11 protein-coding genes are annotated in these 13811 nt (G+C 37.6%); 2 read left to right on the top strand and 9 right to left on the bottom strand.

Annotated features, from left to right (window positions below; genetic code table 11):
* Window positions 1-15 precede the first annotated feature (15 nt).
* The 8 genes from ACHZK0_RS05940 to asnB form a co-directional block, all read right to left on the bottom strand.
* On the bottom strand, window positions 16-249 hold the full coding sequence (locus ACHZK0_RS05940; RefSeq protein ID WP_395761331.1) for a hypothetical protein: 234 nt from the start codon (window positions 247-249) through the stop codon (window positions 16-18).
* Entirely contained in the window at window positions 239-535 is a 297-nt protein-coding gene (locus tag ACHZK0_RS05935) for a hypothetical protein (protein ID WP_073517563.1), read from the bottom strand. The genes ACHZK0_RS05940 and ACHZK0_RS05935 overlap by 11 nt, the downstream gene beginning before the upstream one ends.
* A gap of 13 nt (window positions 536-548) precedes the next feature.
* Window positions 549-5087, bottom strand: a complete 4539-nt coding sequence (locus tag ACHZK0_RS05930; protein WP_395761330.1) for a cation-translocating P-type ATPase — start codon at window positions 5085-5087, stop codon at window positions 549-551.
* 45 nt (window positions 5088-5132) lie between these two features.
* On the bottom strand, window positions 5133-5483 hold the full coding sequence (locus tag ACHZK0_RS05925; protein ID WP_395761329.1) for a YtxH domain-containing protein: 351 nt from the start codon (window positions 5481-5483) through the stop codon (window positions 5133-5135).
* 722 nt (window positions 5484-6205) lie between these two features.
* A complete protein-coding gene (locus tag ACHZK0_RS05920; RefSeq protein ID WP_395761328.1) occupies window positions 6206-6511 on the bottom strand; it encodes a hypothetical protein in 306 nt (101 codons plus the stop codon).
* A gap of 118 nt (window positions 6512-6629) precedes the next feature.
* Window positions 6630-8096: a catalase KatB gene (katB, locus tag ACHZK0_RS05915; RefSeq protein ID WP_262742324.1), complete on the bottom strand. Its 1467-nt coding sequence runs from the start codon at window positions 8094-8096 to the stop codon at window positions 6630-6632.
* Window positions 8097-8154: 58 nt separating this feature from the next.
* Complete coding sequence (hemH, locus tag ACHZK0_RS05910; RefSeq protein WP_395761327.1) at window positions 8155-9114, bottom strand: ferrochelatase; 960 nt, start codon at window positions 9112-9114, stop codon at window positions 8155-8157.
* Between the two features lie 187 nt (window positions 9115-9301).
* Window positions 9302-11149 carry an asparagine synthase (glutamine-hydrolyzing) gene (asnB, locus tag ACHZK0_RS05905; RefSeq protein ID WP_270342076.1) on the bottom strand — a complete coding sequence of 616 codons (1848 nt, stop codon included), beginning with the start codon at window positions 11147-11149 and terminating at the stop codon, window positions 9302-9304.
* Between the two features lie 239 nt (window positions 11150-11388).
* Here asnB and ACHZK0_RS05900 point away from each other — a divergent pair, with 239 nt between their 5' ends.
* Entirely contained in the window at window positions 11389-11943 is a 555-nt protein-coding gene (locus tag ACHZK0_RS05900) for a DUF2777 domain-containing protein (protein WP_097816575.1), read from the top strand.
* 59 nt (window positions 11944-12002) lie between these two features.
* On the opposite strand, the gene ACHZK0_RS05895 is transcribed toward ACHZK0_RS05900, so the two are convergent.
* Window positions 12003-12368, bottom strand: a complete 366-nt coding sequence (locus tag ACHZK0_RS05895) for a YisL family protein (RefSeq protein ID WP_262742320.1) — start codon at window positions 12366-12368, stop codon at window positions 12003-12005.
* A 150-nt stretch (window positions 12369-12518) separates the two neighbouring features.
* Between ACHZK0_RS05895 and rocD the strand changes: the two genes are divergently transcribed.
* Window positions 12519-13709, top strand: a complete 1191-nt coding sequence (gene rocD, locus ACHZK0_RS05890) for an ornithine aminotransferase (protein WP_395761326.1) — start codon at window positions 12519-12521, stop codon at window positions 13707-13709.
* The last annotated feature ends 102 nt before the right edge of the window (window positions 13710-13811 follow it).

Genomic DNA, 13811 nt, shown 5'->3' with positions numbered 1-13811 from the left:
CATTAACAACTCTTTTTAAAAGCGAGGTAGCGTGAACCACTTCATTATATTCATGCGATTCACTTTTCCTTTTTCACGAACAGATTGAAAAATTTCTCCTGTAAAAGACCCCATTTTATTCGCAATCTCTTTTTGCATTGCTTTATTTTCTAATGCCGCCTTTACACTCAAGTCTAGCGCCTGTTCAAAATGCTCTAACGCTTTTTCTAAATGATAATCCACGTCTTGCTCAACAGCTTTATGCGTCATTTCTTACTTCCTCCATTTCTTCAACCTTTGCAGCCGCTTCTATTACCTCTTGCTCTTCAGCATGATCATCTTCAACGTAAGAAAGTTCTTTCTCAAATTGTTTTTGCATTCTATCCATTTTCGCTTCTACAATAATATCTTCTACTTCTTCTTTAATCGTTTCAAAAGTAGATTTCACACCTTTTGCCCCTGATTCAACAAGTGGACGAAGTGTATTTCTTACAACAGGTAATAAAGCGGCACTCGCTAATGCTAAAGTAGATCCAATAACAATTTTTCGTATCATTTTCATTGCTCCTTTACACTGTTTTTAATAATGCTAGTTCATTGACTACCGGTTTTGCCGAGTCATCATTCTTATATGAAATTAAATTAATAATAGGCTTCGAAATTTGAGATACTGTGCCCGCTACAAGAAGAACAGGTATCCATTGCATAAGCGTTAATGGCACTGTATGGAATATACGAGCAAATGACGGAACATATATAGCTGATAATAATACAAGCCAAGACGTCCCTAACGCTGTTACAAAGAAACGATCTTTTGACCAATCACGCATTGTTTCGTCCGATCCTTCTTGCCTCCAAGAAAATGTTTGAATGAGTTGACCTGCAACTAATGTCGCAAATGCTGATGTTTGCGCTACTACAAGAGGCACACCAGCAGCTAAACTCATACCGAATAAAGCAAGCGATCCTACTCCTAGCAATATACCTCGCGTCACAACCTTTTTGTATAGCTCTTTATCCACAATATCTTGGCGTTTCGTTTGCTTCGTTTTGTTTCCAGGATTTACAGCTAAAATCATTGCCGGTAAAGCATCCGTAATAAGGTTCATTAATAAAATTTGAATTGGCACTAACGGAATCGGCATCCCTGCAATAACAGCTGCACTTGTCACCAATACTTCAGCTAAATTTCCCGTTAATAAACAACCAACTGCTTTACGAATATTACCAATGATCGTTCTACCTTCTTTTACCCCTTCCACAATGGAACCGAAGTGATCTTTTTTCAATATAAGATCTGCAGCTTCTTTCGTTACTTCTGTTCCTGTTTGCCCCATCGCAATACCGATATTCGCTTTCTTTATAGCAGGCGTATCATTCACACCATCTCCAGTCATCGCAACAATTTGACCGTCGGCTTGATATGCAGTTACTATGCGTAATTTATGGGCCGGTGTTACTCGTGCAAAGACAGAAGTGTTTTTCACGATATTTTTTAGCTCTTCATCTGTTAAATTATCAATCTCTATCCCAGTTAAAACACGATCATCACGATTCCAAATACCAGTCTGCTTCGCAATAGAGATCGCTGTGGTTGGATGATCCCCAGTAATCATGACTGGCTTTACACCAAGTTCAATCGCTTCACGAATACTTTCTTCTACTTCAGGCTTCGGAGGATCAATCATACCAACTAACCCAACAAAAATAAGATCATCCTTCTCACCATCACTGTATGCAAAACCTAATACTCGTAACGCCTGTTCTGCAAAACCTTCATTTTGTTGTAAAATAACTTCTTTTTCTTGTTCACATAACGGATAGATTTCACCATTATGTTGATACCATTTACATCTAGTAAGAATCGCCTCTACAGATCCTTTCGAAAACTTATACAGTGATTCATTTTCCTTACAAACAACACTCATAATTTTCGTTTCAGAGTCGAACGGTTCTTCATGATGTCGTTCAAATGATTTCATATCTTCATGTGACACGCCCGCTTTAGAAGCCAAACTTAACAAAGCCCCCTCAGTCGGGTCACCTTTCACGATCCACTGATTCTCTTCTTGTTCTAATTTACTATTGTTACAAAGGACACTAATTTGCAGAACGCGAACTAAATCTGGATTTTCTAACGGTGTCTTTTCACTTTCATGATAAGTCACTTCTTCTACTTCCATCTCTACAGCAGCGGCGACTTTAGATGACGTTACATCCGAAATCTTACCTACCGGTTCATATCCATCACCTGATACACTCCATACACGATTTGGCGTAGCGATCACTTTAACCGTCATTTCATTCTTCGTAAGAGTACCTGTTTTATCAGAGCAAATAACAGTTGTTCTGCCTAACGTTTCTAAACTGGAAAGCTTCCGAACGAGTGCATTTTGCTTCTGCATACGGAATATCCCTGCGCTTAAAGCGATTGTAATCATAATCGGCAAACCTTCTGGAACAGCTGATGCTGTAAGAGCAACCGATGTTGTAATCATTTGTGTAATCGGCAAACCTCGTAGTAATCCTGCCACAAGTACGATACCACCAGCTATAAATGCCCCTTTAATAAATGTTTTACTAATAGACGTCACCTTTTGCTGGAGTGGTGTAGGCTCTGTTTCTTCTCCTTTCATTAAGGAAATCATATAACCCATCTCTGTACTCATCCCTGTTTCCACTACTATTGCTCTCGCTTTTCCGCGCGTTACGGACGTACCCATAAAGAGCATATTATTCCGCTCCGCTAACGAACATTCTTCTCCTATAGCATCCTCTTTCTTTTCAACAGGTAAAGACTCACCCGTTAACATCGCTTCATTAACTTCTAAATTCCAAGAATGTATAGTACGAAGATCAGCAGGCACACGGTCTCCAGCCTGAAGACAGACAATATCTCCAGGAACGAGCTCACTACTGGCTATTTCTACTTCTTTTCCTTCTCGGATTACCATACAATTCGGCACACGAAATTGATTTAAAGCTTCCACTACTTTTTCGGCCTTCCGCTCTTGAAGCGTTCCAATTACCGCATTCACAATAAGGATGGTCCCCATTGCCAATCCATCAAACACCCCGCCTGATAATACAGACAAGCCAGCTGCTCCAAGTAAAATAAGCGATGTGAACTCTTTAAATTGCCCCATAAATGACACAATCCAAGGGACGGACTTCTTTGGTTCCATTCTATTCATTCCATACTTTTCTTGTCGCATTTGCACTTCTCTATCACTTAATCCTTGCTGTTTTTCCACTTGCAATTCATTTATTACGTCTTCTTGCGAGAGTGTATACCATTTCATAGAAGGTTCTCTCGCTACGGATTCGTTCCTATTTACTATCTCTTCATTAGAAAAAATCTTCTCACTCACTCGCTTCGCTCTAGATAAAAACGTTAAAGATAGAGCGTTCGCCAATAAAGCGATAACAGGCGCCGTAAATATAGACCAAACAGCCAGCATCTCACCGGCAATATTCCACATTTTTGCTACTCGAAAATGTTCTCTCACCAATAAATCGATTCGTTTTGCATAGGCCATTGATTGAAAGACATTTTTCATTTCATAGTGAGATATTGACGGGAATTCAATCTTTTCCTCACATATAAATAACACTTCTTCCCCATTCAAACGGATACGCTCTACACGTTCTACAACATCGCTATGTTGCCAACTTGTATCAATGCCGTATTGCGTAAGAACACTCTCATTCATATTTAAACTATTTCCCATAACAGCTATCGCACATTTATTTTCGTTTAACTTATAAAAGATATTTGCAAAATCAGGAACAATTGCTATTTTTGATCCAACTAACAATCCGAGGCATTTTTGACCTTTCGCAACAAACTGAACGTTAAATCCTTCTTTGCTCAGTCTCTTCGCTTCTAACGCATAAAGGCTTATATCTACACCATTTCGTTCTGTAAATTCTTTACTACCGGCAAAAGATGGGATACCTTGTATTTCACCTTTTATCCCTTCTTCATCAATCTCGATTTCAAAAGCCTTTCTTAACGTCCTTCCTGTTTGCTTCGCTCGTTGCACAACCTCATCTTTCCAATCATGCTCACTTTTCTCCAGTAATGAGGCTGCCGTGCACAGAACTTGCCCTTCATCTTCTGAAATACAGCTAATCTCCGCTTCTTCATTACGGAATATACGAGATACATCGTCAAATACAATTGTTCTCGTTCTGGACAATTGAGATAACGATCCTTCATTTGGAATAAGGTATCCTCTTTCTCTCGCAACGAGATCTCCTTGTCGCCATGCATACTCAGCAGACGAAACAGCCGGTTTCGGATTCGCAGCTAATAAGACCGCCATTCCGCGTAACGGATTTCTCGTAAATGCCCATGTTGCTCCGCCAAAAAGCATGCCCCATTTCGATTGCTTTTCACTATATGCTTTAATCTCTGGGGATAAAATTCGTTCTTTATACGAATCTGTTTCTTCATTTATGTTCGCTTGACTACGCTTCCAATTTAAATAGTTTAATAGACTAAGTCCCGCTAGCACGACAATATTTTCTCGCGCAAGCGCTAGCGCTAACGTTCCTATGCCAAGAACTAGATCAGAATTCACCTTTTTGCTAGCAACCATTTTTTTGAATCCACGTTTCAGAAACGGATATCCCGTCACAACAGATAAAGCACCTGATACGTAAAAAAGTCCTGGGCTTCTAGCTAAAGCAGATCTTCCCATAAATAATTGTTTTATACCGAAAGCACCTAATCCAACGACAGAAAGCGCTAGCGGTAACGGAACATCTTCACCTTTTTTCTCGTAAGAAATTACACTAGATGAAGAATCTTCTACTTTCTTCGTTTCTTCCATATTATTAAGGTTATTATTCTTTGTAATTTGTTCTTCTAGGAGTTTAATTATTTCACAAATTGTATGTAGAGAGGTCTTGTTGATATCGTAAGTAATAAGGGCTCTTCCTGTAGAAATAGAGGGACTCACTCGATAAATACCTTCCACGTCACGAAAACGTTCTACTATCAAGTTCGCAAAATTCATATTGTATTTCAGTTTATATATTTCAATTCGAATTCTTCCAGGTAACGATCGTATAAATCTCGGTTTCAATGATTTACTCTGCATCATCATCCTCCTTATCCTTATAAATGAAGTAACATCACTTACTATTTAAGGAGTGACAGGTATGCTTTCGTAATCTACACTCTCATTGGAATGATATGCATTTATATGAGATGCCCATTTTTCCTGAAATTTAGAAATCGTATTCGGAACCGCTTCTACTGCTCCAATAATTGGGGATACTGTTTTTACTACCACTTTACGTGCCGTTTCTTTCACTTTCGGCAGAGCTTCTTCCATTTCTGCACCAGCACTTTGCATTTGTTCTTTTGCACCAAGAAAAGCAGATACTGTTTTTACCGCTAGTTTTCTTAGTCCCTTTCTCGCTTTCGGTGACGCCAATATAACCGCCGCTACCCCAACCGCTATACCGATTGGTGATTTCATAAATCGAAACATGTACATTTCCCCTCACTTAATTTTTTTCGAATCCATAAAATAGACCAAGCCTATACAGCTAAGTACACATGTAATCCGCTTTATCACATCCTTTTTTTGTAAAAAGTATATATCGAGTATATATTTTCGTTTGTATTATTTCAACAATTTATTAGTTTTTTGTAAATTTTATGTTAATTCAGAAAAGTGTTTTGTGAATTTTTCTATTCTTATGCAAGAGGTCAGGTAATATATTCCATATTATTCTTACTCAATTGTTGAGATTATATTGAGAAATCATTTTGTTTTTTTACAAATTACAAACTAAGACATGCACTTTTACGAAACAAATTTTATATACTATAAAAAATGCCTCAAGGAGTGATTTTCATGAGCTTATCTTATTGGAAATACGCTATTCTTAATCATATTACTGCAAATTTTCGCACCTTCTTATTCAATATCATTGTCGCTATTTTAGGCGAAATCGCACTCTTTCTTGCCCTCAGTTTTATCCCAAAAAGATTTCATAAATTTTTCGCATAAAAAAGCCTGAGTTCCTATCTACTGTAGAACTCAGGCTTTTTAGCTTTATTAAATATAGGGACTTGTTACATAGTGTTTATATTTGCGCCTCGAAATACCATAGCTGGTATTACTAAGAATATATCGGCGTTTTTTTAAATATATCGATATATCAATAAATTCCGACATAGCGAACCCGAAAAATACCCCGGTATAACTTACGAATCACCGTACTTTCTTTTATTCGTACTTAAAATAATAAGAAATACCACAGCTATTACAGCTAAAAAGCGAACTGGATTAAACGGCGTTCCTACCGTTTCATTAAAACGATGATAAATAAACGGGATCATCTCAAGTACCATTAGCCCCATCGTAATTTGAAACGTCTCAGCCATCGCTTTGTTTTTTATAAACGTAGCACGCTCATCACCTTGTTTCCCAATCGCTATAAACATTTTTATAATAGCAAACAATACAAATAAAAAGACACTTAACGCAATAATAAAAATTAAAACATCCATCAAAATACACCTCTTATATGTAAAACTTATTTGACAAGAGTATAACATCTTTCACCCCGCATGTAAAACATCTTTTACATATAAAAAAGACGACCGTTTAACAGTCGTCTTTTCCTATTTATTTCGGAGCATTCCCTACGTATTGCGTAATATCAACATTTAAAGACTGCGCTAAACGCATTCCGTACTCTTGATCTGCACGGAAAAAGTTACAAACAGCTAGTAATTTCGTGCGCTCATTTACGTCTTTTAAGTCATTTGTTAAGTTTGCAATTAAGTTGTCTTGTTCTTCTTTAGAGAATGAACGGTAACGCTCACCTGCTTGTTTGAAGTCATTTGGTTTGTCAATTTTTTCACGAGATACATAGCCTTCTACTTTCATAGTTGAATCGCGATAAGCTTTGTCTTCAACTGGATTTTCAGCATGACGGCTCGGTTCGTAGTTAATTGTAGATGGATTTTGATTGATTTGCATCGCACCATCACGTTGTTGGTTATGAACAGCTGCGTACGGGCAGTTTACAGGAATTTGTAAGTAGTTCGCACCAAGACGGTAACGCTGTGTATCTGGATAAGAGAATAAACGACCTTGTAATAACTTGTCTTCAGATGGTTCAATACCATTTACAGTTGCACTTGGAGAAAATGCCGCTTGCTCTACTTCCGCAAAGAAGTTTTTCGGGTTACGATTTAACGTCATTGTCCCTACTTCGATTAATGGGAAGCGATCTTCTGGCCATACTTTAGTCGGGTCTAATGGATCAAAATCTAAAGAATCCGTTTCTTCTAGTTGCATCACTTGTACGTGTAAATCCCATTTCGGATAATTTCCTTTTTCAATCGCATCGAACAAGTCACGAGTTGCATGGTTAAAGTCTTTTCCTTGTACTTCTTGCACTTCTTTTGCGCTTAAGTTACGTACACCTTGCTGTGGTTTCCAGTGATATTTAATGTAGACAATTTTACCTTCTGCATTAATCCATTTAAATGAATGTACACCGAAACCTTCCATTTCGCGGTAGCTTGCTGGTGTACCATAATCAGAGAACACCCATGTCATCATATGTGTAGATTCTGGCGTTAACGTCATGAAATCCCAGTAACGATCTGGTGTTTGAATATTTGTATCAGGTGCTGGTTTTAAAGAATGCACCATATCAGGGAATTTAATTGCATCACGAATGAAGAAGACTGGTAAATGATTACCTACGATATCGTAATTTCCTTCTTCTGTATAAAATTTAACAGCGAACCCACGTGGGTCACGAGCTGTTTCCGGAGAACCTTGACCATGAATAACCGTTGAAAAACGAACGAATACAGGTGTTTCAGTTCCTTCATTTTGTAAAAATGCTGCCTTTGTATATTGCTTCATGCTGTTTTTCGTTACGAATACACCGTGAGCACCTGCACCACGTGCATGCACAACGCGCTCTGGAATACGTTCACGATCAAAGTGCGCAAGTTTTTCTACTAAATGATAGTCTTCTAACAATACCGGTCCACGGCGACCAGCTGTACGAGAATTTTGGTTATCTCCAACTGGAGCACCTTGGTTTGTTGTTAAGCGATTATTTGGATTCATCATGGGGATCCTCCTCTTTATCTTTTAGGAATTATTATTTATTTAAAATTATTATAAACTAATTATTATTCAAAACTAAGTTCTTGTCAACTATTTCCTTCATTTTTTTTGAAACAATTTCAGCTAAGCAATTGATAAATACAGATTGTGCATTTGGCATATTTGGTCTAAAGTATGCGACGTTTAATTCATCAGTTACAACTTTACATTCATAATCATTGTCATATAAAACTTCTAAATGCTCTGCCACAAAGCCAACTGGACAATATATGAAAGATCTAAATCCATGCTCTTCATATAAATCTCTCGTTAAATCTTGTACATCCGGCCCAATCCATGGATCAGGTGTATTTCCAGCACTTTGCCAACCAATTGTATAGTGTTGAATATTTGCAGCCTCTGCAATTAAATCCGCTGTATGCTGCAATTGCTCTACATAAGGATCACCAGCCGCAATAATTTTTTCTGGTAGACTATGCGCTGAAAAAATTACGACAGCCTTCTCTTTGTTTTCAATCTTTGTAAATGTTTCTTTTATTTGCTCTGCCCAATACGAAATAAATTTCGGTTCATCGTACCATTGTTCAATTGGTTCAATAACAGGACCACCGATTTCTTCTGAAAGACGAATAGCACGGTCATTATACGCTTTAATGCTAAATGTAGAATAATGCGGAGCTAATACGATGCTAACTGCCTGCTCAATCCCATCACGCTTCATCTCTTCTACTGCATCCTCTATAAATGGAGCTATATGTTTTAATCCTAAGTAACAACTAAATTCATACTCTGTAAACATATTATTCATTGAATCTGTTAATTTATGCGCTTGCTCTTTCGTAATTTTTGCAAGTGGTGAAATTCCGCCAATTGCTTTATAGCGCCCGATTAAGTCTTGGAGTGCTTCTTCGGAAGGTTTACGCCCGTGGCGAATATGTGTATAGTACGCTTCTACATCATCTAATGATTCGGGCGTTCCATACGCCATTACGAGTAAACCTATTTTTTTCTTTGTCATCTATATAACACCTCAATTTCATAAATGAGAATCTTTTTCAAGAACATTTGTTTCCAATTATAACAACTAATAATAAGTACGTCAAAATAATTATTCTAAATAAATATTATTTCTAATATGATTTTGAATTTTATTTGACAATTTATTTAATAAAAAGCGACTTACATAAAAGTAAGTCGCTTTTCTTCTATTCCTTAATATTTACCCCATACTCTTTAAACCAAACATGAATTTGCGCTAAATGAGCTAAAAGCTGAGGACCAGTCATTAATTGACCGAACCAAGGGGATTGAAATGCACTGCCACCTGACTCAATTAATCCGCTCAGCTGTTCTTTATCAAATAGTTCGTGTAAAATTGATCCTTTATCCGTTAATAAATCTTGTAGCCATACTGTTACTGCTTTCGTATAGTGCGGATTATGCGTTTTCGGGTATGGGCTCTTCTTTCTATATAAAATGTCATTTGGAAGTAACCCTTCTAACGCTTTACGCAATAGACCTTTTTCGCGGTTTTTATACATTTTCATTTCCCAAGGAATATTCCACGCATATTCGACAAGTCGGTGGTCTGCAAAGGGAACGCGTACTTCTAAGCTTGCCCCCATACTCATACGGTCTTTTCTGTCTAATAATGTTGTCATAAACCATACCATGTTCAAGTAAAATAGTTGTCGTCTCTTTGCTTCAATTGGGCTTTCCCCTTCTAAAATAGGAACTTCTTGAATGGATTCTTCATAACGCTGCTGTACATATTGTTGTAAATTTAATTTATTTCTCCATTCTTTCTTTAGCAGTTGTTCACGCGCTTCTGTAGAGCGCATCCACGGAAACGCACTCGATTGTAAATCATCTTCTCTATAAAACCACGGATAACCACCAAATATTTCGTCTGCACATTCCCCAGATAAACCGACGACAAAATCTTGTTTAATTTCACGGCAAAACCATAATAATGACGAATCGATATCTGCCATACCAGGCAAATCACGAACGAGTACTGCTTCTGTTAAATACTGCGCTAATTGTTCATTTGAAATGACGCAGCGATGGTGGATTGTTTGAAACGTCTCCGTCATCAAATGAATAAATGGAGCATCTGAATTTGGCTGAAATGCATTCGCTTTAAAGTATTTGTCATTATCTTCATAATCAACAGAATATGTGTGTAATTGTCCTTTCCCTGATCTTTCATATTCTTTCGCAGCAATTGCTGTAATCGCGCTCGAATCTACACCGCCTGATAAAAAAGTACATAGTGGTACATCAGAAACGAGCTGCCTTGTAATCGCATCTTGTAATAAAAAGCGCGTTTTCTCTACTGTTTCTTCAAAGGAGTCTTCATGTTTTTTACTTTCCACATTCCAATATCTCCATATACATAAACCGTTCTTTGAAAATGTCATCGCATGACCTGGACGTAATTCTTTTATACCAGCATAAATACCATGACCAGGCGTTCTAGACGGCCCAAGACCGAATATTTCGGATAATCCTTCTAATGTTACTTCTGCCTTCACATCTGGATGAGCCAGTATCGCTTTTAACTCTGAACCAAATAATAATCGCCCACTGTCATATTTATAAAATAGCGGTTTTACACCTAGTCGATCTCGCGCAATAAATACTTGTTCTTTCTGTTCATCCCATACAGCAAACGCATATATACCGTTTAAATGATCGACACATTCTTCTTTCCATTCCATATACGACGCTAATAGCACCTCCGTATCAGAATGACCTTTGAACGTATAGCCTCTTCTTAATAATTCCTTTCGAATATCCTCTGTGTTATACAGTTCACCGTTATAGCAAATTGCATAATTCGTTTCATCTTTTAAACAAGTCATCGGTTGTTTCCCGCCCTCAGGGTCCACAACGATTAACCGTTTATGCCCAAATGCGACATTGCCTTTAATCCAAACTTTATTATCATCTGGGCCACGCTTTGCTAACGTCTCAGCCATCTTCGTAACGACGTCCCGCTCTCCCTCTAATGAGCGTTTATAATCCACCCATCCTGTAATCCCGCACATATAAATCATCCTTCCATCCTATTTCTTTTCCTAAACGAGCAGTAATCCCCACCCTACAAGGTGCGGATCAAAAAACGAAAAACTTGACGATAACCTACTATCCACATATGGAATAGCATTTTCACTCAGTAAAACGTGTTTTATTGTATGCCCACCTATGTCTAGATGTGTCTAGTTATAAAGAATGCACGAACTGTCTATAACAGAAATAACTACTTTTCATAAAGGAGAAATCGTGTATGATACAACGTAACCATATTTTATATAACCAGCCTCGCGCTCATACAGTCGGTAATGTAGAATATATAAACAATGAATGGGTATTCTTTGATGATGAAAATGATGAAGCATTTTTATTAGAAGATATTGCCGAAGATGGTTTTGAGATTTTATATAACAACAACTGGCTACCAGCTCGTTTCTATGAACAAGATGTATTACAAATCGCAAACGAACAGCACCACCTGCAAAACGGGGAAATGATAAGAATTCGAAAGAAATTACTTCTTAGCTATACGGAATGGCTTGAGGAATTACCTGACTCTGTCTTTGCATTATTAACGGAATCATTACAATCACTTCATTACTCTTTATATGATTGCATGTATTGTCATAATTATTTATCTTTCTTACCGAAAGAGGAAACGCGCGAAGGAGTAAATATTCTTTTGTTCGATAACGAAGAGATGATTTGTACACTGCAGCACCATTTCGTTCGTCACGCTACGTCAAATAAAAACATGTTTCGTTTTACGAAAGCAAATGGAGAAGAGTTGCATATCGATGCGACATAAAATAAAAAAACCACCTTATCTCCCAAATATTTGAGATTATAAGGTGGTTTTATTTTTTATTAGAATACTTGCCAGCCAATCGGTAATTTTAGTCCTAAGTATATTACCGCTACTAACGCAACAATAAATAAGCCCCAAACCGCCCCTGTTGGTTTGTTTTTACTCATTTTTACAAGAACCATTTCCATTCCACCGATAACTAAAATACCAGCTACCATTTTTAAGCCGTACCACATGTGCATGCTACCTGTTGCTGTCTTCACAATACTCATGTACAACATGAAGCCTGTCACAATAATGAAGATATACACTAGGCGAAGCCCCATATGTACACCTTTACCTTTTCTCCCTGCTGAATAAAGTGAATACGCAACGAAGAATAAAATTAAACCTAACGCCCATGCTGTAATATGCATATGTACCATCGTATCCCTTACCTCCTCTTTTCACACTTTTTCACTCTATATGATAACATGTTCATTTATTTTCAGGAAATGTTTCGCTTTTTTACATTTAAATGATATAATATTTAGAGTATTTACAAACTTCTTGTAATAACAAAAGGGGGAACAATCATGATTCAAACTAAGGATATTATCGAACTTACAGACACATACGGGGCAAATAACTATCACCCACTTCCAATCGTTATTTCTAAAGCAGAAGGCGTTTGGGTAGAAGATCCTGAAGGAAACCGCTATATGGACTTATTAAGTGCATATTCTGCAGTAAACCAAGGTCATCGTCACCCAAAAATTATTAACGCTTTAATTGACCAAGCTAATCGTGTTACGTTAACTTCTCGTGCTTTCCATAGCGATCAATTGGGTCCTTGGTACGAAAAAGTTGCGAAACTAACTAATAAAGAAATGGTACTTCCAATGAATACAGGTGCAGAAGCTGTTGAAACTGCAATTAAAACAGCTCGCCGCTGGGCTTATGATGTGAAGAAAGTAGAAGCAAATCGTGCTGAAATTATCGTTTGTGAAAATAACTTCCACGGCCGTACAATGGGTGCTGTTTCTATGTCTTCAAACGAAGAGTACAAGCGTGGATTCGGTCCAATGCTTCCTGGCATTATCGTAATTCCTTACGGTGATTTAGAAGCGTTAAAAGCTGCTATTACACCAAATACGGCTGCATTCATTTTAGAGCCTATCCAAGGTGAAGCAGGAATTAACATCCCACCAGCTGGTTACTTAAAAGAAGCTCTTGAAGTATGTAAAAAAGAAAACGTTTTATTTGTAGCAGATGAAATTCAAACAGGTTTAGGCCGTACTGGTAAAGTATTTGCTTGTGATTGGGACAATGTAACTCCTGACATGTACATACTTGGTAAAGCACTTGGCGGCGGCGTATTCCCAATCTCTTGCGTAGCAGCAAACCGCGACATTTTAGGCGTATTCGAGCCAGGTTCTCACGGTTCTACATTCGGTGGTAACCCACTTGCATGTGCTGTTTCTATCGCAGCTCTTGAAGTGTTAGAAGAAGAAAAATTAACAGAGCGTTCTCTTCAATTAGGTGAAAAATTAGTTGGGCAATTAAAAGAGATTGATAACCCAATGATCACTGAAGTTCGTGGTAAAGGTTTATTCATCGGTATCGAATTAAACGAGCCAGCTCGTCCTTACTGTGAACAACTAAAAGCAGCTGGTCTATTATGTAAAGAAACACACGAAAATGTAATTCGTATCGCACCACCTCTAGTAATCTCTGAAGAAGATTTAGAGTGGGCATTCCAAAAAATTAAAGCGGTATTATCGTAATAATAGAGAGGTTGTCCTACATGTTGGGACAACCTCTTTCTTTTTATATTGATTTATACTAAAATAAAGTTGTAATTTTCTGCCTTTTAAAATTGTAAAGGA

It is taken from the genome of Bacillus sp. 3G2 (assembly GCF_044324725.1).
In the GTDB taxonomy this organism is placed as follows: domain Bacteria; phylum Bacillota; class Bacilli; order Bacillales; family Bacillaceae_G; genus Bacillus_A; species Bacillus_A mobilis.
This window is presented reverse-complemented; position numbering and strand designations above follow the sequence as displayed.